This is a genomic window from Serratia sp. AS12 (assembly GCF_000214195.1).
GTDB classification, from domain to species: Bacteria; Pseudomonadota; Gammaproteobacteria; order Enterobacterales; family Enterobacteriaceae; genus Serratia; species Serratia plymuthica.
In genome coordinates this window covers 4,974,993-4,994,716 of the sequence record NC_015566.1, presented here as the reverse complement: position 1 = coordinate 4,994,716, position 19,724 = coordinate 4,974,993, and the positions used below count along the sequence as shown (strand labels likewise).

The 19,724-nt window shown below is 54.4% G+C and carries 13 protein-coding genes, 2 tRNA genes and 4 rRNA genes; 15 read left to right on the top strand and 4 right to left on the bottom strand.

Going from position 1 to position 19,724, the window contains the following annotated elements; translation table 11 throughout:
* Positions 1 to 2 precede the first annotated feature (2 nt).
* Positions 3 to 512: a peptide deformylase gene (def, locus tag SERAS12_RS23045; protein WP_013814785.1), complete on the bottom strand. Its 510-nt coding sequence runs from the start codon at positions 510 to 512 to the stop codon at positions 3 to 5.
* Positions 513 to 645: 133 nt separating this feature from the next.
* Between def and dprA the strand changes: the two genes are divergently transcribed.
* From dprA to aroE, 5 genes are read left to right on the top strand one after another with little or no spacing between them, the layout of a single operon-like run.
* Positions 646 to 1,767, top strand: a complete 1,122-nt coding sequence (gene dprA, locus SERAS12_RS23040) for a DNA-protecting protein DprA (protein WP_013814784.1) — start codon at positions 646 to 648, stop codon at positions 1,765 to 1,767.
* Positions 1,739 to 2,212, top strand: a complete 474-nt coding sequence (smg, locus tag SERAS12_RS23035) for a DUF494 family protein Smg (protein ID WP_012147203.1) — start codon at positions 1,739 to 1,741, stop codon at positions 2,210 to 2,212. Before dprA ends, smg begins: the two co-directional genes overlap by 29 nt.
* Before the next feature lie 25 nt (positions 2,213 to 2,237).
* On the top strand, positions 2,238 to 2,783 hold the full coding sequence (locus tag SERAS12_RS23030) for a type I DNA topoisomerase (protein ID WP_013814783.1): 546 nt from the start codon (positions 2,238 to 2,240) through the stop codon (positions 2,781 to 2,783).
* Positions 2,784 to 2,790: 7 nt separating this feature from the next.
* A complete protein-coding gene (gene tsaC / locus SERAS12_RS23025; RefSeq protein WP_013814782.1) occupies positions 2,791 to 3,360 on the top strand; it encodes an L-threonylcarbamoyladenylate synthase type 1 TsaC in 570 nt (189 codons plus the stop codon).
* A gap of 11 nt (positions 3,361 to 3,371) precedes the next feature.
* Positions 3,372 to 4,190, top strand: coding sequence for a shikimate dehydrogenase (gene aroE, locus SERAS12_RS23020; RefSeq protein ID WP_013814781.1), 819 nt, complete (start codon positions 3,372 to 3,374; stop codon positions 4,188 to 4,190).
* A 36-nt stretch (positions 4,191 to 4,226) separates the two neighbouring features.
* On the opposite strand, the gene SERAS12_RS23015 is transcribed toward aroE, so the two are convergent.
* Positions 4,227 to 4,769, bottom strand: a complete 543-nt coding sequence (locus SERAS12_RS23015; RefSeq protein WP_013814780.1) for a gamma carbonic anhydrase family protein — start codon at positions 4,767 to 4,769, stop codon at positions 4,227 to 4,229.
* 507 nt (positions 4,770 to 5,276) lie between these two features.
* On the opposite strand from SERAS12_RS23015, the gene SERAS12_RS23010 reads away from it, so the two are divergent.
* From SERAS12_RS23010 to aceK, 10 genes are all read left to right on the top strand, one after another.
* A 16S ribosomal RNA gene (locus tag SERAS12_RS23010) occupies positions 5,277 to 6,818 on the top strand.
* A 145-nt stretch (positions 6,819 to 6,963) separates the two neighbouring features.
* Positions 6,964 to 7,039, top strand: a tRNA-Glu gene (locus SERAS12_RS23005).
* A gap of 246 nt (positions 7,040 to 7,285) precedes the next feature.
* Positions 7,286 to 10,195, top strand: a 23S ribosomal RNA gene (locus tag SERAS12_RS23000).
* Between the two features lie 108 nt (positions 10,196 to 10,303).
* Positions 10,304 to 10,419 (top strand): 5S ribosomal RNA (gene rrf, locus SERAS12_RS22995).
* Between the two features lie 13 nt (positions 10,420 to 10,432).
* A tRNA-Thr gene (locus SERAS12_RS22990) sits at positions 10,433 to 10,508 on the top strand.
* 51 nt (positions 10,509 to 10,559) lie between these two features.
* A 5S ribosomal RNA gene (gene rrf / locus SERAS12_RS22985) occupies positions 10,560 to 10,675 on the top strand.
* The 16S, 23S and 5S rRNA genes sit together here with 2 tRNA genes alongside, the layout of an rRNA operon.
* A gap of 383 nt (positions 10,676 to 11,058) precedes the next feature.
* Positions 11,059 to 11,988 carry a homoserine O-succinyltransferase gene (metA, locus tag SERAS12_RS22980; RefSeq protein ID WP_004948912.1) on the top strand — a complete coding sequence of 310 codons (930 nt, stop codon included), beginning with the start codon at positions 11,059 to 11,061 and terminating at the stop codon, positions 11,986 to 11,988.
* Between the two features lie 388 nt (positions 11,989 to 12,376).
* Positions 12,377 to 13,975 (top strand): malate synthase A, encoded by a 1,599-nt coding sequence (aceB, locus tag SERAS12_RS22975; protein ID WP_013814779.1) that lies wholly within the window; start codon positions 12,377 to 12,379, stop codon positions 13,973 to 13,975.
* Between the two features lie 47 nt (positions 13,976 to 14,022).
* Positions 14,023 to 15,330 (top strand): isocitrate lyase, encoded by a 1,308-nt coding sequence (aceA, locus tag SERAS12_RS22970; protein WP_013814778.1) that lies wholly within the window; start codon positions 14,023 to 14,025, stop codon positions 15,328 to 15,330.
* Positions 15,331 to 15,400: 70 nt separating this feature from the next.
* Positions 15,401 to 17,155 carry a bifunctional isocitrate dehydrogenase kinase/phosphatase gene (gene aceK, locus SERAS12_RS22965; protein ID WP_013814777.1) on the top strand — a complete coding sequence of 585 codons (1,755 nt, stop codon included), beginning with the start codon at positions 15,401 to 15,403 and terminating at the stop codon, positions 17,153 to 17,155.
* Between the two features lie 27 nt (positions 17,156 to 17,182).
* Here the strand turns inward: aceK and SERAS12_RS22960 are convergent, their stop codons facing one another.
* Together SERAS12_RS22960 and edd are read right to left on the bottom strand one after the other, a co-directional pair.
* A complete protein-coding gene (locus SERAS12_RS22960; protein ID WP_013814776.1) occupies positions 17,183 to 17,824 on the bottom strand; it encodes a bifunctional 4-hydroxy-2-oxoglutarate aldolase/2-dehydro-3-deoxy-phosphogluconate aldolase in 642 nt (213 codons plus the stop codon).
* Between the two features lie 43 nt (positions 17,825 to 17,867).
* Entirely contained in the window at positions 17,868 to 19,682 is a 1,815-nt protein-coding gene (edd, locus tag SERAS12_RS22955) for a phosphogluconate dehydratase (RefSeq protein WP_013814775.1), read from the bottom strand.
* Positions 19,683 to 19,724: the final 42 nt, after the last annotated feature.

The following is a 19,724-nucleotide window of genomic DNA, read 5'->3' as shown; positions in this document are numbered from 1 at the left end:
GGTTAGGCGCGTGCGTTCAGCTTGGCCATTTTTTCCAGTTTCTGACGGATACGCTGGCGCTTCAGCGGCGACAAATAATCGACGAACAGCTTGCCCATCAGGTGATCCATTTCGTGCTGAATACAGATGGCCAACAGGTCATCGGCTTCGAGCTCAAAAGGGTTACCGTCACGGTCCAGCGCTCTGATTTTCACGTTGGCGGCACGCGGAACTAATGCACGTTGCTCAGGAATGGAAAGGCAGCCTTCCTCGATCCCGGTTTCACCGCTTTTTTCCAGCAGTTCCGGGTTGATCAGCACGAGGCGCTCATCGCGGTTCTCAGAAACGTCAATGACGATAATCCGCTGATGGATATCCACCTGTGTCGCAGCCAGGCCAATGCCTTCCTCTGCGTACATGGTTTCAAACATATCATCCACGATGCGCTGGATAGTTGCATTGACTTCTTTTACCGGGGCCGCAACTTTGCGTAGCCGCTCGTCTGGGTAATGTAATACCTGCAATACTGACATATATCTTGAGATCTGTTTCCGAGTGATAAACGAGGTTTAGCTTCTATTCTAGACATTTCCCGGCCTGATTGACAGCATTGCGCACCAATTGCTCGAATTGGTAATACCACCGTTTTCTGCGAGGGAACAGGCGATGCAGGCAGAGGAAATTGGCTTACGGATGCGTGGGGTTACAGGGGTGGGGGCCACACAGGCTAGCCAGATGATAAAACAAATGGTCGCGGCCGGGGGCGATCCTTATCGTTTGTTACGGTCATTGGGGCTGAATGATCGGCAGCAGGCGCAGTTTCGCCAGGTGGACTCACGTTATCTGGCCGCCACGCTCACCTGGCTCGAGCAGCCCGATAGCGTGCTGTTGACCTATGGTGAGGCCGGTTACCCCGAACAATTGCTTCCTGTCGATGATGCCCCGTTGATACTGCTGGTGAAGGGTAACCCTGAGGCCTTGCTGCAACCGCAAATCGCCATGGTCGGCAGCCGTCAGTTCAGCCATTACGGTGAGCACTGGGGCAGTTATTTTGCCACCGGACTGGTGAACTGCGGTTTTACCATCACCAGCGGGTTGGCCATTGGCATTGATGGCATCTGTCACCGCGCGGCGCTGGCAGTTGAAGGAAAGACGGTAGCCGTGCTGGGCAGCGGTCTGGCTAATATCTATCCGCGCCGGCATCGCCGTTTGGCCGAACAAATTGTCGAGCACGGCGGGGCGATAATCTCTGAATATCTGGTTACCGACCTGCCAATGGCCGATCACTTTCCGCGTCGTAACCGCATTATCAGCGGTCTAAGTTTGGGTGTAGTGGTGATTGAAGCCTCTCTACGTAGCGGAACGTTGATAACGGCCCGTTATGCGCTGGAACAAGGGCGTGAAGTTTTCGCGTTGCCTGGCGCTCTGGGTAATCCGATGAGCGAAGGAACGCATTGGTTGATCCAACAGGGAGCCTATCTGGTCACGGGGCCGAAAGAAATAGCTGAACAACTGGGAAGCGGCCTGCATTGGCTATCGTTGAACGAAAATACAACTATTTGTGCGTCTGAAGCCGAAGTTGAATTGCCATTTGCTGATGTGTTGGCTAACGTAGGAGATGAGGTGACACCTGTTGACGTCGTCGCTGAACGTGCCGGCCAACCTGTGCCAGAGGTGGTAATCAAGTTACTCGATCTGGAGTTAGCAGGGTGGATCGCAGCTGTACCCGGCGGCTATGTCCGAATAAGGAGGGCAGGCCATGTTCGACGTACTCATGTACTTGTTTGAAACTTATATCCACAATGAACCAGAGATGCGCGTCGATCAGGATCAACTGACCGATGATCTCGCTCAGGCGGGGTTTCATCGGGATGATATCTACAACGCGTTGAATTGGCTTGAAAAACTCGCTGACCTGCAAGAAGGTGAAAATGCGCCCTATTTTATGGATGCCGATCCGCTGGCAATGCGGATCTACACCGAAGAAGAAGGCGTGCGTTTGGATGCCAGTTGCCGTGGTTTCCTCCTGTTCCTTGAACAGATTCAAGTATTGAACCTCGAAACCCGTGAAATGGTTATCGATCGTGTTATGGCTTTAGATAACACGGAATTCGATCTCGAAGATCTGAAATGGGTGGTGCTGATGGTGTTGTTTAACATCCCAGGATATGAAAGCGCCTATCAGCAAATGGAAGAACTGTTGTTTGAAGTAAACGAAGGTTATCTGCACTGAGCCGGTAACACGCATAGAAGATGTTATGACAAAAACAGCGATTTTTGCCGCCAGGCAAAATGAACCCTGTCCGGAATGTGGGGCCGAGTTGGTGATCCGCAGTGGTCGCCACGGCCCCTTTCTCGGCTGTTCCCGTTATCCAGAATGCCAACATATCCGGCCGCTTAAAGCGCAGACCGATGGCCATATTGTCAAGGTATTGGAAGGGCAGGAGTGCCCGAAATGTCAGGCAACGCTGGTATTACGCCAGGGGCGTTATGGCATGTTTGTCGGCTGCAGCAACTACCCAGAGTGCGATCACACTGAAGTGATCGATAAGCCGGATGAAACCAGCATCAGCTGTCCGCAGTGCGAGCAGGGGAAACTGCTGCAGCGCAAATCACGCTACGGCAAGGTATTCCATTCCTGCGATCGCTACCCTGAATGCCAGTTTGTCCTCAATTTTAAACCTGTCGCCGGTGAGTGCGAATATTGCCACTATCCGCTGCTGATGGAAAAACGCACGGCAAAAGGGCCCACCCTTTGCTGCGCCAGTAAACTTTGCGGAAAACCCGTAGTCACCACAGAATAATGACATCATGAGCTCTGAATTCACTTCTATCTTAACGCCAATGATTGACGCGCTGTATAACCAGCAGGTCATTGCTTACCCGACCGAGGCGGTATTTGGCCTGGGGTGCGATCCTGACAGTGAGCTGGCGGTCAACGCCTTATTGGCTCTGAAACAGCGTCCCTGGGAAAAAGGGCTGATCCTGATTGCGGCTGATTATGCGCAGCTAACACCCTATATTGATGATGACGCTCTGAGCGAACAGCAGCGCGCTGCAATGTTTGCCAGTTGGCCAGGTCCGGTGACCTGGGTTATTCCCGCCCGGCCTGAAACGCCTCGGCTGCTGACCGGCCGTTTCAATTCATTGGCGGTGCGCGTCAGCGATCATCCATTGGTGCAACAACTGTGCCGGCAGTTTGGCAAACCCTTGGTGTCGACCAGTGCTAACCTCAGCGGACAGGAGCCTTGCCGCAGCGCCGATGAGGTTTTGCAACAATTTGGCGCGGCGTTTCCGGTGTTAGCCGGCAGCGTTGGTGGCCGTCTTAATCCTTCCGAAATCAGAGATGTCCTGACCGGTGAGTTGATCCGTCAGGGCTAGAGGTTATATGCATGGAGAAGTTTGCGGTATTCGGCAACCCTATCGGCCACAGTAAATCGCCGCGTATTCATGCGTTATTTGCCGCCCAGACCGGGCTAGAACATCCTTACGGCAGGGTGTTGGCTCCGCTTGACGGTTTTGAAACCACTCTGCAGGCCTTTATCCAGGCGGGCGGCCAAGGAGCTAACGTTACGGTCCCCTTTAAAGAGCAGGCCTATAAGGTTGCTACGGAGCTGAGCGAGCGTGCTTCGCTGGCAGGTGCGGTAAATACGCTGAAGGTACTGCCGGAAGGCCGCCTGTTGGGTGATAACACCGACGGGATCGGCTTACTGACCGATCTTGAACGCCAGAAGTTGATCCAGCCTAAGGATCGCATCTTGCTGGTGGGCGCTGGTGGTGCGGCGCGCGGGGTGATCCTGCCGCTATTATCCTTGGGCTGCGAGGTGGTGATCGTCAACCGTACTTTTAGCCGGGCGCAGTTGCTGGCGCAGGTATTCCAGCATCTGGGCGAAATATCCGCATTGCCAATGGATAAACTCGCTGAGCGGCAGTTTGATTTAGTGATTAACGCCACGGCATCTGGCATCAGCGGAGAGATCCCGGCATTGCCGGCCGGGACGGTTAACGAGCGTACCCGCTGTTATGACATGTTTTATCAGCAGGGATTAACACCGTTTTTGGCTTGGGCACTACAACAGGGCGCGAAAGAGTATGCCGATGGTTTAGGGATGCTGGTGGGGCAGGCCGCCCATTCGTTTCTGTTATGGCATGGCGTTATGCCGGACATAGAACCGGTGCTGCGCCAACTGCGCAGCGAATTGGCGGCATAGCCTGCTTCCCGTTCCCTATATAAGGGAACGGGACTTTCAGATGTCTTCCGACAAATATTCGTCTTTCCAGCGCACGTAGTTATTTGAAGAGTAAAGCAGCCCTTCTAATTCAGCGGTGTTCAGCGGACGAATTTGGCGCGCTGGGCTACCCATATAAAGGTAACCGCTTGCCAGACGTTTGCCCGGAGCTACCAGGCTTCCGGCACCAATCATCACATCATCTTCTATTACTGCTCCATCCAGCAGGATCGATCCCATCCCTACCAGTACTCGATTGCCGATCGCGCAGCCGTGCAGCATCGCTTTATGGCCGACGGTTACGTCTTCACCAATCAACAATGGGTAGCCTTCGGGATTATGATCGGACTTATGGGTAACATGCAGCACGCTGCCATCTTGAACATTACTGCGCGCACCGATCTTTACCGCGTTTACATCACCGCGGATGGCAACCAACGGCCAGATACTGACGTCATCGGCCAGTTCAACATTACCGATCACCACGCTGGAAGGGTCGATCATCACGCGCTGACCCAGTTGAGGAGAGTAATGAAGATAAGAACGCACTGCATCAGACATGAGAATAGCCTCGGATCGGGATCATATTTACCGGCAATACTAGACGTTGGCGGTGGAATTACAACCAATGGAAGTGACGGATCCTGCGGAAAATGGCCCCGATCGCGCAAGATCCACCCGAAAGGGCTGAAAAGTGTGCAAACGGTAAGGAAAGATCAAAGAAGGGGTTGTGCAAAAAACTTGGATCCCTATAATGCGCCTCCATCGACACGGAACATGTGAACAACTTCACAGAGTCTCCGGGGTTCGAAGAGAAAAAATCCTGAAAATTAGGGTTGACTCTGAAAGAGGAAAGCGTAATATACGCCACCTCGAGATAGCAAGCTACGGCGGCTAACTCACTGCTCTTTAACAATTTATCAGACAATCTGTGTGGGCACTCCACAAGACGATATCCAGTACCTTCGGGTACGAAAAAATATCAAGTCTTGAAGAGTGACTACTGAAGTAAAATTCATTTAGTAACCTTTGAGCATCGCTTCACGAGTTGAAGCAAATCGAACTTTTAAATTGAAGAGTTTGATCATGGCTCAGATTGAACGCTGGCGGCAGGCCTAACACATGCAAGTCGAGCGGTAGCACAGGAGAGCTTGCTCTCCGGGTGACGAGCGGCGGACGGGTGAGTAATGTCTGGGAAACTGCCTGATGGAGGGGGATAACTACTGGAAACGGTAGCTAATACCGCATAACGTCTACGGACCAAAGTGGGGGACCTTCGGGCCTCACGCCATCAGATGTGCCCAGATGGGATTAGCTAGTAGGTGGGGTAATGGCTCACCTAGGCGACGATCCCTAGCTGGTCTGAGAGGATGACCAGCCACACTGGAACTGAGACACGGTCCAGACTCCTACGGGAGGCAGCAGTGGGGAATATTGCACAATGGGCGCAAGCCTGATGCAGCCATGCCGCGTGTGTGAAGAAGGCCTTAGGGTTGTAAAGCACTTTCAGCGAGGAGGAAGGGTTCAGTGTTAATAGCACTGTACATTGACGTTACTCGCAGAAGAAGCACCGGCTAACTCCGTGCCAGCAGCCGCGGTAATACGGAGGGTGCAAGCGTTAATCGGAATTACTGGGCGTAAAGCGCACGCAGGCGGTTTGTTAAGTCAGATGTGAAATCCCCGCGCTTAACGTGGGAACTGCATTTGAAACTGGCAAGCTAGAGTCTTGTAGAGGGGGGTAGAATTCCAGGTGTAGCGGTGAAATGCGTAGAGATCTGGAGGAATACCGGTGGCGAAGGCGGCCCCCTGGACAAAGACTGACGCTCAGGTGCGAAAGCGTGGGGAGCAAACAGGATTAGATACCCTGGTAGTCCACGCTGTAAACGATGTCGATTTGGAGGTTGTGCCCTTGAGGCGTGGCTTCCGGAGCTAACGCGTTAAATCGACCGCCTGGGGAGTACGGCCGCAAGGTTAAAACTCAAATGAATTGACGGGGGCCCGCACAAGCGGTGGAGCATGTGGTTTAATTCGATGCAACGCGAAGAACCTTACCTACTCTTGACATCCAGAGAATTCGCTAGAGATAGCTTAGTGCCTTCGGGAACTCTGAGACAGGTGCTGCATGGCTGTCGTCAGCTCGTGTTGTGAAATGTTGGGTTAAGTCCCGCAACGAGCGCAACCCTTATCCTTTGTTGCCAGCGATTCGGTCGGGAACTCAAAGGAGACTGCCGGTGATAAACCGGAGGAAGGTGGGGATGACGTCAAGTCATCATGGCCCTTACGAGTAGGGCTACACACGTGCTACAATGGCGTATACAAAGAGAAGCGAACTCGCGAGAGCAAGCGGACCTCATAAAGTACGTCGTAGTCCGGATTGGAGTCTGCAACTCGACTCCATGAAGTCGGAATCGCTAGTAATCGTAGATCAGAATGCTACGGTGAATACGTTCCCGGGCCTTGTACACACCGCCCGTCACACCATGGGAGTGGGTTGCAAAAGAAGTAGGTAGCTTAACCTTCGGGAGGGCGCTTACCACTTTGTGATTCATGACTGGGGTGAAGTCGTAACAAGGTAACCGTAGGGGAACCTGCGGTTGGATCACCTCCTTACCTAATGATATTGATTCGAGTGGCGTGCTCACACAGATTGTCTGATGAAAAAGTAATGAGCAAAAGCGCTACCTGTTGATGTAATGAGTCTCTGACTCATGCTGATACGAACCGATTAAGACGTTCAGTTTAATCGGATTTTCGTGTCCCCATCGTCTAGAGGCCTAGGACACTGCCCTTTCACGGCTGTAACAGGGGTTCGAATCCCCTTGGGGACGCCAATCCGATAATGAGTGAAAGACATTATCACCGGTTAGTCATAACCGAAAAAATCTTAAAGATGACTCTTGCGAGTCGTGTTTAAGATATTGCTCTTTAACAATCTGGAACAAGCTGAAAATTGAAACATGACAGCTGAAACTTATCCCTCCGTAGATGTATTGGGGTAAGGATTAACCTGTCATAGAGTCTCTCAAATAAACAGCACGACAGTGTTTTCTGTTTACAGAAACATCTTCGGGTTGTGAGGTTAAGTGACTAAGCGTACACGGTGGATGCCTAGGCAGTCAGAGGCGATGAAGGGCGTGCTAATCTGCGAAAAGTGTCGGTAAGGTGATATGAACCGTTATAACCGGCAATACCCGAATGGGGAAACCCAGTGCAATTCGTTGCACTATCATACGATGAATACATAGTCGTATGAGGCGAACCGGGGGAACTGAAACATCTAAGTACCCCGAGGAAAAGAAATCAACCGAGATTCCCCCAGTAGCGGCGAGCGAACGGGGAACAGCCCAGAACCTGAATCAGTTTGTGTGTTAGTGGAAGCGTCTGGAAAGTCGCACAGTAAAGGGTGATAGTCCCGTACACTAAAATGCACATTCTGTGAGTTCGATGAGTAGGGCGGGACACGTGACATCCTGTCTGAATATGGGGGGACCATCCTCCAAGGCTAAATACTCCTGACTGACCGATAGTGAACCAGTACCGTGAGGGAAAGGCGAAAAGAACCCCGGCGAGGGGAGTGAAATAGAACCTGAAACCGTGTACGTACAAGCAGTGGGAGCCTACTTTGTTGGGTGACTGCGTACCTTTTGTATAATGGGTCAGCGACTTATATTTTGTAGCAAGGTTAACCGTATAGGGGAGCCGTAGGGAAACCGAGTCTTAACTGGGCGAATAGTTGCAAGGTATAGACCCGAAACCCGGTGATCTAGCCATGGGCAGGTTGAAGGTTGGGTAACACTAACTGGAGGACCGAACCGACTAATGTTGAAAAATTAGCGGATGACTTGTGGCTGGGGGTGAAAGGCCAATCAAACCGGGAGATAGCTGGTTCTCCCCGAAAGCTATTTAGGTAGCGCCTCGTGAACTCATCTTCGGGGGTAGAGCACTGTTTCGGCTAGGGGGCCATCCCGGCTTACCAAACCGATGCAAACTCCGAATACCGAAGAATGTTATCACGGGAGACACACGGCGGGTGCTAACGTCCGTCGTGAAGAGGGAAACAACCCAGACCGCCAGCTAAGGTCCCAAAGTCATGGTTAAGTGGGAAACGATGTGGGAAGGCATAGACAGCCAGGATGTTGGCTTAGAAGCAGCCATCATTTAAAGAAAGCGTAATAGCTCACTGGTCGAGTCGGCCTGCGCGGAAGATGTAACGGGGCTAAACCATGCACCGAAGCTGCGGCAGCGACGCTTAGGCGTTGTTGGGTAGGGGAGCGTTCTGTAAGCCGTTGAAGGTGGCCTGTGAGGGTTGCTGGAGGTATCAGAAGTGCGAATGCTGACATAAGTAACGATAAAGCGGGTGAAAAACCCGCTCGCCGGAAGACCAAGGGTTCCTGTCCAACGTTAATCGGGGCAGGGTGAGTCGACCCCTAAGGCGAGGCCGAAAGGCGTAGTCGATGGGAAACAGGTTAATATTCCTGTACTCGGTGTTACTGCGAAGGGGGGACGGAGAAGGCTAGGCTAGCCGGGCGACGGTTGTCCCGGTTTAAGCGTGTAGGGGGAGAGAATTGGTAAATCCGTTCTCTTATTCAACCCTGAGGCGTGATGACGATGCACTACGGTGCAGAAGTAGTTGATGCCAAGCTTCCAGGAAAAGCCTCTAAGCATCAGGTAACACAGAATCGTACCCCAAACCGACACAGGTGGTCAGGTAGAGAATACCAAGGCGCTTGAGAGAACTCGGGTGAAGGAACTAGGCAAAATGGTGCCGTAACTTCGGGAGAAGGCACGCTGGCGCGTAGGTGAAGAGACTTGCTCTCGGAGCCGAAGCCAGTCGCAGATACCAGCTGGCTGCAACTGTTTAATAAAAACACAGCACTGTGCAAACACGAAAGTGGACGTATACGGTGTGACGCCTGCCCGGTGCTGGAAGGTTAATTGATGGGGTCAGCCGCAAGGCGAAGCTCTTGATCGAAGCCCCAGTAAACGGCGGCCGTAACTATAACGGTCCTAAGGTAGCGAAATTCCTTGTCGGGTAAGTTCCGACCTGCACGAATGGCGTAATGATGGCCAGGCTGTCTCCACCCGAGACTCAGTGAAATTGAACTCGCTGTGAAGATGCAGTGTACCCGCGGCAAGACGGAAAGACCCCGTGAACCTTTACTATAGCTTGACACTGAACATTGAGCCTTGATGTGTAGGATAGGTGGGAGGCTTTGAAGCGTGGACGCCAGTCTGCGTGGAGCCAACCTTGAAATACCACCCTTTAATGTTTGATGTTCTAACTCGGCCCCGTAATCCGGGGTGAGGACAGTGTCTGGTGGGTAGTTTGACTGGGGCGGTCTCCTCCCAAAGAGTAACGGAGGAGCACGAAGGTTAGCTAATCACGGTCGGACATCGTGAGGTTAGTGCAAAGGCATAAGCTAGCTTGACTGCGAGAGTGACGGCTCGAGCAGGTACGAAAGTAGGTCTTAGTGATCCGGTGGTTCTGAATGGAAGGGCCATCGCTCAACGGATAAAAGGTACTCCGGGGATAACAGGCTGATACCGCCCAAGAGTTCATATCGACGGCGGTGTTTGGCACCTCGATGTCGGCTCATCACATCCTGGGGCTGAAGTAGGTCCCAAGGGTATGGCTGTTCGCCATTTAAAGTGGTACGCGAGCTGGGTTTAGAACGTCGTGAGACAGTTCGGTCCCTATCTGCCGTGGGCGTTGGAAGATTGAGAGGGGTTGCTCCTAGTACGAGAGGACCGGAGTGAACGCACCACTGGTGTTCGGGTTGTCATGCCAATGGCATTGCCCGGTAGCTAAGTGCGGAAAAGATAAGCGCTGAAAGCATCTAAGCGCGAAACTTGCCTCGAGATGAGTCTTCCCTGGGCCTTTAAGGTCCCTGAAGGAACGTTTAAGACTAAGACGTTGATAGGCTGGGTGTGTAAGTGCAGCGATGCATTGAGCTAACCAGTACTAATGATCCGTGAGGCTTAACCTTACAACACCGAAGGTGTTTTAGAGAGATTGGTGTAGATTTTCAGCGAAGTTCCGAGATTGGTTTCAATGGCGACACGAGAGTGAAGCGGTTGGAATGAAACAGAATTTGCCTGGCGGCAATAGCGCGGTGGTCCCACCTGACCCCATGCCGAACTCAGAAGTGAAACGCCGTAGCGCCGATGGTAGTGTGGGGTCTCCCCATGCGAGAGTAGGACACTGCCAGGCATCAAATTAGTGTGCTGATATGGCTCAGTTGGTAGAGCGCACCCTTGGTAAGGGTGAGGTCCCCAGTTCGACTCTGGGTATCAGCACCACTTTATTTAAAGTGGGTTTAGAAGTTCGGCAAAAAGAATTAAAAGAATTTGCTTGGCGGCAATAGCGCGGTGGTCCCACCTGACCCCATGCCGAACTCAGAAGTGAAACGCCGTAGCGCCGATGGTAGTGTGGGGTCTCCCCATGCGAGAGTAGGACACTGCCAAGCATCAATTAAAGCAACAAGCCCTACGTGAAAGCGTAGGGCTTTTTGTTTTATCTATTTTTCGGCGTTCTACTCGAGCATGGGCATGCGAAAAGCCCGTCTGGAACGGGCTTCAACGCCGTTTACGGCGGCCCCCGAAGGGGGGAGTCTCAGGATGAGACGAGTATTGTAGGACACTGTCAAGCATCACTTAAGCCAAGAGGCCATCCGAAAGGATGGCCTCTTGGCTTTTCAGCATTGCACGATAACGGTCTCTCATCTCCCCCTGGCTCTCTGCAATGAAACATTTTCACCTTACCGTTGAACACTCGACATTGTGCTAAAAAAACGCTATCTTCGGGCATCTAGAAGTCTAAACGTATAAACGGATGTATGAGGATTAAGCAATGCCGATTCGTGTTCCTGATGAGTTACCTGCAGTCAGTTTCTTGCGCAATGAGAATGTCTTTGTGATGACATCCTCTCGGGCAAAAACACAGGAAATCAGGCCGTTGAAAGTACTGATCCTTAACCTGATGCCAAAGAAGATCGAGACGGAAAACCAGTTTTTGCGTCTGCTTTCCAACTCTTCGCTGCAAATTGACATCCAGCTGCTGCGTATCGACAGCCGTGAGTCGAAGAATACGCCGGCGGAGCATCTGAACAATTTTTACTGTGATTTTGAAGACATTCAGGATCAGAACTTCGATGGCCTGATCGTAACCGGCGCCCCGTTGGGGTTGGTTGATTTCTGTGATGTTGCCTACTGGCCGCAGATAGAACGCGTTATCGACTGGGCGAAGAACCACGTCACCTCTACGCTGTTCGTGTGCTGGGCGGTACAGGCCGCGCTGAATATCCTCTACGGCATCCCGAAGATGACGCGTGAGGAGAAGCTCTCGGGCGTTTATCAGCATCAGACATTGCAGCAGCATGCACTGCTGACTCGTGGTTTTGATGAGACCTTCCTGGCACCGCATTCACGCTATGCGGACTTCCCTACAGAGATTATTCGTCAATACACGGATCTGGATATTCTGGCCGAGTCGGAGCAAACCGGGGCTTATTTATTCGCCAGCAAGGACAAGCGGCTGGCATTTGTGACTGGTCACCCGGAGTATGATGCGTTGACGTTAGCGGGTGAGTATTGTCGCGATAACGAGGCCGGCCTTAACCCTGTTGTTCCGCTAAACTACTTCCCCGATGATAACCCCGAACTCACCCCAAAAGCGTCCTGGCGCAGCCATGGCCATCTACTGTTCGCCAACTGGCTGAACTACTATGTTTACCAGATCACGCCGTACGATCTGCGCCATATGAACCCCACTCTCGAGTAACGTTTTTTACCTTAACCGGCGGCTGAATCGAGGCCGCCGATGTCTTTCCCTTCTAGCCAGAACCCATTTTCCCCTTCGTATTTTCAATAAAATCCATTTGTTAACAAATACTTGTTTCATCTTTTTATATTTAATGGAACCGGTTTCCTTGTCTGTTAAGTTTTTTCGTTAATTTAACGTATTGATAATAAAAGATTAATTAAATATTTAATATTAAAATGGAAATCGTTTTTGATTTTTATTTTTAGTTGAGTATTCTTAGATCCAATGGGGTTGAGATCTGACCAGTCGGGATCGTTTTGTCTGCCCTGATCCGCACTGATTTCTGATGAAGAGGCGCTGCTCTCCTGGCAACGGTGGGTGCGCAACAATGGGAAGGAGTAAGACAATGACGCAACAGATAGTAGGCACGGAGTTAACGTTTACGCAGGGTTTTACCGCTGCTGAGCGACAGGTGTTAACGGATGACGCGGTCGAATTCCTGGCGGAACTGGTGGGTAAATTTACTCCACAGCGCAACAAGCTATTGGCTGCGCGCGCCTGCTGGCAGCAGAAGATCGATCAAGGCGATCTTCCAGGGTTTATTTCGGAAACAACTTCCATTCGTGAAGGTGAGTGGAAGATCCTGGGTATTCCCGATGATCTGCGCGACCGCAGGGTAGAAATCACCGGGCCGGTTGAACGCAAGATGGTAATCAATGCCTTGAACGCCAATGTGAAGGTGTTTATGGCTGATTTCGAAGACTCGCTTGCACCTAGCTGGGACAAAGTGATCGAGGGGCAAATCAACCTGCATGATGCGGTGAACGGCACCATCTCCTATACCAACGAAGCCGGAAAGATTTATCAGTTGAAGCCGAACCCGGCAGTATTGATCGCCCGTGTGCGTGGTCTGCATCTGCCGGAGAAACACGTGCAGTGGCAGGGGGAAGCGATCCCCGGCGGCCTGTTTGATTTCGCACTGTATTTCTTTCACAACTACCGCCAACTGCTGGAAAAAGGCAGCGGCCCTTACTTCTATCTGCCGAAAACCCAGTCCTGGCAGGAAGCGGCCTGGTGGAGCGAGGTATTCAGCTTTACCGAGGATCGTTTTGATTTGCCGCGCGGCACCATCAAAGCCACGGTACTGATCGAAACCTTGCCGGCGGTCTTCCAGATGGATGAGATCCTGTATCACCTGCGCGATCATATCGTCGGGTTGAACTGCGGTCGTTGGGATTACATCTTCAGCTACATCAAAACGCTGAAAAACCATGCTGACCGGGTGTTGCCGGATCGTCAGTCGGTCACGATGGACAAATCGTTCCTCAGCGCCTATTCCCGCTTGCTGATCAAAACCTGCCATAAACGTGGCGCCTTCGCGATGGGCGGCATGGCGGCGTTTATTCCGAGCAAAGATGCCGAGAAAAACGCCTGGGTGCTGAACAAGGTGCGGGCGGATAAAGAGCTGGAGGCCAATAACGGCCACGACGGCACCTGGGTGGCGCACCCAGGGCTGGCGGACACCGTGATGGAGGTGTTCAGCCGGGTACTCGGCGAGCGCCGCAATCAGCTGGAAGTGCTGCGTGAAAACGATGCGCCGATCAGTGCCGCGCAACTCCTGGAGCCTTGCGACGGCGAGCGGACCGAAGCCGGTATGCGTGCCAACATTCGCGTGGCGGTGCAATACATCGAGGCCTGGATCTCCGGCAACGGCTGCGTACCGATTTACGGGCTGATGGAGGATGCGGCGACGGCAGAAATTTCCCGTACCTCGATCTGGCAGTGGATCCACCATGAAAAATCCCTCAGCGACGGCCAATTGGTCACCAAAGCGCTGTTCCGTCAGATGCTTGCCGAAGAAGTTCTCGTTATTCAAGAAGAACTCGGCGAGCAACGTTTCAGCCACGGGCGTTTTACCGAGGCCGCGCGTCTGATGGAGAAAATCACCGTTTCAGATGAGCTGATCGATTTCCTGACATTGCCCGGCTACGAATTACTGGCCTGAAAACATTCCTGAACATTAACCCTACATTATTGAAAAGGATAAAAATTATGTCTACCTCACGTACTCAACAGATTCAACAGCTGGAACAGGAATGGAAATCGGCCCGTTGGGAAGGCATCACTCGCCCATACAGCGCCGAAGACGTGATCAACCTGCGTGGCTCAGTCAACCCGGTTTGCACTCTGGCGCAGAACGGCGCTGCCAAACTTTGGGATCTGCTGAATGGTAAATCACGCAAAGGCTACGTTAACTGCCTGGGTGCGCTGACTGGCGGCCAGGCGTTGCAGCAGGCCAAAGCGGGTGTCGAGGCGATTTACCTGTCTGGCTGGCAGGTGGCGGCGGATGCCAACACCGCGACCGCGATGTACCCGGACCAGTCGCTGTACCCGGTGGACTCGGTACCGACGGTGGTTGAGCGTATCAACAACACTTTCCGCCGCGCCGATCAGATCCAGTGGTCCAACAAGATTGAACCGGGCAGCAAAGATTACACCGATTTCTTCCTGCCGATCGTCGCCGATGCGGAAGCCGGCTTTGGCGGCGTATTGAACGCCTACGAACTGATGAAAGCGATGATTGAAGCCGGTGCCGCCGGGGTGCATTTCGAAGACCAACTGGCGGCGGTAAAAAAATGCGGCCATATGGGCGGCAAAGTGCTGGTGCCAACCCAGGAAGCGATTCAGAAGCTGGTTGCCGCGCGTCTGGCGGCCGACGTACTCGGCGTGCCGACGCTGGTGATTGCGCGTACGGATGCCGATGCGGCTGATTTGCTGACGTCCGATTGCGATCCTTACGATAGCGAATTCGTTTCCGGTGAACGCACCGCCGAGGGCTTTTTCCGCACCCATGCCGGCATCGAACAGGCGATCAGCCGCGGACTGGCCTACTCCCCTTATGCGGACATGGTGTGGTGTGAAACTTCAACCCCGGATCTGCAAGCGGCCAAGCGTTTCGCCGATGCGATCCATGCCAAATTCCCGGGCAAGCTGCTGGCATACAACTGCTCGCCGTCGTTCAACTGGAAAAAGAACCTGGACGATCAGACTATCGCTCGCTTCCAGGAAGAGCTGTCCGCGATGGGCTACAAATACCAGTTCATTACCCTGGCCGGCATCCACAGCATGTGGTTCAACATGTTCGATCTGGCGCACGCCTACGCGCAGGGTGAAGGCATGAAACACTACGTCGAGAAGGTGCAAGAGCCGGAATTCGCCGCCGTTGCACGTGGCTACACCTTTGCCTCACACCAGCAGGAAGTAGGCACCGGCTACTTCGATAAAGTCACCACCATCATTCAGGGGGGCGCATCTTCAGTGACCGCGCTGACCGGTTCGACGGAAGAGCAACAGTTCTGATGGAACTGCGCTGATAACGGGTATTCCAGAGCCTGCTTATGCAGGCTCTGTTTTCTGGCGGGAGGTAAGGATGGCGGCAAAACTGGAGTTGTTGATCGCACAGACGATCCTGCAGGGCTTTGATGCGCAATACGGCCGTTTCCTCGAGGTGACCGCCGGCGCTCAGCAGCGCTTTGAGCGGGCGGATTGGCCTGCCGTACAGCAGGCGATGAAAAAGCGTATCCATCTGTATGATCATCATGTCGGTCTGGTGGTGGAGCAACTCAAGTGCATCACCGGGCAAAAATATTTTGATGCGGATTTCCCTTGCCGGGTGAAGGCGGTCTATACCGATTTGTTGCCGGAGTACCCGCGTTTCGAGATTGCCGAGAGCTTCTTTAATTCGGTCTACTGCCGCCTGTTCCGGCACCGCGATCTGACGCCGGAAAAGCTGTTTGTTTTCAGTTCACAGCCGGAAGGGCGTTTTCGCGACATCCCGCGCCCGCTGTCGCGCAATTTTACCGCCGGCGGCGACGTCCCGGCGATGCTGCACACCCTGCTGACCGATTTACCCCTGCGGCTGCCGTGGGAAAACTTACCGCGCGATATTCATTACATCACCCTGGCATTGCAGCAAAACTTTAGCGCACAGCAACTGGCGGGGGCGACGTTCCAGATCGCCAATGAGCTGTTTTATCGCAACAAGGCCGCCTGGCTGGTTGGCAAACTGCGATTGGCGGAGGGGGTTTATCCTTTCCTGCTGCCTATTCATCACAGCGATTCCGGCGCGCTGTTTATCGATACCTGCCTGACCAGCAAGGCCGAGGCGAGCATCGTGTTCGGCTTCGCCCGCTCGTACTTCATGGTTTATGCACCGTTGCCGGCGGCTATGGTCGAGTGGCTGCGCGAGATCCTGCCGGGTAAAACCACCGCCGAGTTGTATATGGCGATTGGCTGCCAGAAGCACGGTAAAACAGAATGTTACCGCGAATACCTTAGGTTCATGGCCCGCTCGCAGGAGCAGTTCATCATCGCACCAGGGGTCAAGGGTATGGTGATGCTGGTGTTTACTCTGCCGTCGTTCGATCGGGTGTTCAAAGTGATCAAAGATCAGTTCGCACCGCAAAAAGAAGTGACGCAGGCACAGGTGATGGCCTGTTACCAACTGGTGAAAGAACACGATCGCGTCGGGCGTATGGCGGATACCCAGGAATACGAGAATTTTGTCGTCGACAAAGCGCGTCTCAGCCCGGAACTGTTGGCGGAGTTGCAGCGCGAAGTGCCGGACAAGCTGGAGGATCTGGGCGATCGCATCGTGATCAAGCATCTGTATATGGAAAGGCGCATGACGCCGCTGAACCTGTATCTGGAGCATGCCAGTGAGCAGCAGATACGCGATGCGATTGAGGAGTACGGCAACGCCATCAAGCAACTGGCGGCGGCCAATATTTTCCCCGGCGATATGTTGTTCAAGAACTTCGGCGTGACCCGTCACGGGCGGGTGGTGTTCTACGATTACGATGAAATTTGCTACATGACCGAGGTGAATTTCCGCGATATTCCGCCGCCGCGCTATCCGGAGGACGAACTGGCCAGCGAGCCGTGGTACAGCGTGTCGCCGAACGACGTGTTTCCGGAGGAGTTCAGGCATTTCCTGTGCGGCGATCGACGCATCCGCCAGGTGTTTGAAGAGATGCACAGTGACCTGTTCGAGGCCGACTACTGGCGCGGGTTGCAACAGCGTATCCGCGATGGGCATGTGGAAGATGTGTTCGCTTACCGCAAGAAACGGCGTTTCAGCCAGCGCAGCGGCATGGCGCTGCCCGCAACATCAGCCACCGCGTAGAGGCGCGGCATGCCGCGCCCGATATGATTAAGCCACGGCACCCGCAACGGCTGCGCGCGCCAATTCGGTGATGCGCGCGTAGTCGCCGTTTTCCAGCGCATCCGCCGGCACCAGCCAGGAGCCGCCGATGCACAGCACGCTTTTCAGCGCCAAATAGTCGCGGTAGTTACCCGGTGAAATGCCGCCGGTGGGGCAGAAGCGCACCTGCGGGAACGGGCCGCCGATCGCCTGCAGCGCTTTCACGCCGCCGTTGGCTTCCGCTGGGAAGAACTTGAACTCGCGCAGGCCATAATCCATACCCAGCATCAGTTCAGACACGGTGCTGATACCGGGAATTAACGGGATCGAACCGGCGGTGGCCGCTTTCAGCAACTCGTCGGTCAGGCCCGGGCTGATGGCGAACTGTGCGCCGGCGTCGGTCACCTGCTGCAACTGCTGCGGGTTAATCACGGTGCCTGCACCGATAATCGCGTCCGGCACTTCCTGGGCAATGGCGCGGATCGCATCCATCGCGCAGGCGGTGCGCAGCGTCACTTCCAGTACCCGCACGCCGCCGGCGACCAGGGCTTTTGCCAGCGGAACCGCATGTTCGAGCTTGTTGATGACGATCACCGGTACGACCGGCCCTGCCAGCAGGATTTGCTCTGCGCTTGTCTTCCAATTGTTCATTAACGATGTTCTCCAGTTATGGCCGCCGTGGCCATGCTAACGATTAAAATTTAATGCAGCAGGCACCTTGTTCAGCGCCGGAAAGCTGGCTGCGTAAGGCGCCGAACAGTTCGCGGCCGCAACCGACGTGTTCCGCGCTCAGGTCCGGCTGAGAGGGCGCGCGCTGCGCCAGCACATCGGCGTCGACCAACAACTCCAGTTCGCCGGTGCGGCCGTTAACGCGGATCGGGTCGCCGTTTTGCACCTTAGCCAGCATGCCGCCGGTGTAGGCCTCGGGGGTAACGTGAATCGCGGAGGGCACTTTGCCGGAAGCGCCGGACAAGCGGCCGTCTGTCACCAGCGCCACCTTGAAACCACGATCCATCAACACGCCCAGCGGCGGCATCAGCTTGTGCAGCTCTGGCATGCCGTTGGCCTGTGGCCCCTGGAAACGCACCACCACCACGCAGTCGCGATCCAGTTTGCCGGCTTCGAACGCCGGTACGATGTCGTGCTGGCTTTCGAAGACTATCGCCGGCGCTTCGATAATCTGATTGTCGCTCGGCACCGCCGAGGTTTTCATCACCGCCCGGCCGAGGTTGCCGGAAAGCACCTTGGTGCCACCGTGATGTTCGAACGGTTGGGCAAGGCTGGCGATCACCTTGGCGTCTAGCGAACTTTCCACCCCTTCACGCCAGGCCAGTTGGCCGTTATCCAGCCACGGCTCCTGGGTGTAACGCGCCAGGCCAAAGCCGGCCACGGTGTGCACGTCCTCGTGCAGCAGGCCATGCTTCAAAAGCTCGCGTACCACCAAGGCTACGCCGCCTGCAGCCTGGAACTGATTGATGTCCGCCGGGCCGTTTGGGTAGATGCGGCACAGCAGCGGCACTGCATCTGACAGTTCTGAGAAATCGTCCCAGTTGATGATGATGCCGGCAGCGCGCGCCATCGCTACCATGTGCATGGTCAGGTTGGTGGAGCCGCCGGTGGCCAGCAGTGAAACAATGCCGTTCACCACCACTTTCTCATCCACCAGTTGGCCGACAGGCAGATAATTGCCGGCGGTTTCGGTCAGGCGGGTGACCTGGCGTGCGGCGGCGTCGGTCAGGGCGTCGCGCAGCGGCGTGGCGGGGTGAACAAAGGACGCGCCCGGCAGGTGCAGGCCCATCACTTCCATCACCATCTGGTTGGTGTTGGCGGTGCCGTAGAAGGTGCAGGTGCCGATGCCGTGATAAGAGGCGGCCTCCGCTTCCAGCAGCGCCAGGCGGTCAGCCTTGCCTTCGGCGTACAGCTGGCGCACGCGCACTTTCTCTTTGTTCGGCAAGCCGCTGCTCATCGGGCCGGCGGGCACAAACAGCGCCGGCAAGTGGCCGAAGGACAGGGCGGACATCACCAGACCCGGTACGATTTTGTCGCAGATGCCGAGGAACAGCGCGCCGTCGAACATGTTGTGCGACAGGCCGATGGCTGAAGACATAGCGATTACGTCTCGGCTCATCAGCGACAGCTCCATGCCGTCCTGCCCTTGGGTCACGCCGTCGCACATCGCCGGTACGCCGCCGGCCACCTGGCCGACTGCGCCCACCGCGTGCAGCGCCTGTTTCAGGCGTTGCGGGTAGTTCTCATACGGCTGGTGGGCGGAAAGCATGTCGTTATAGGCGGTGATGATGGCGATATCACTGCGCACCATATTTTTCAGCGCGGTTTTGTCATCCGGTTGGCAGGCGGCAAAACCGTGCGCCAGGTTGCCGCAGGCCAGTTGCGCGCGGTGCACGGTTTGGGAGCGAGCGGCCTCGATGCGCGCCAGATAGGTGGTTCGACTCTCTTTGGAACGTTCGATGATGCGCTGTGTGACACGAGATAGGGTTGGATTAAGCATACCTTCCTCACATTGCTGTTGTTATTGACGTCGCCAGTGGCG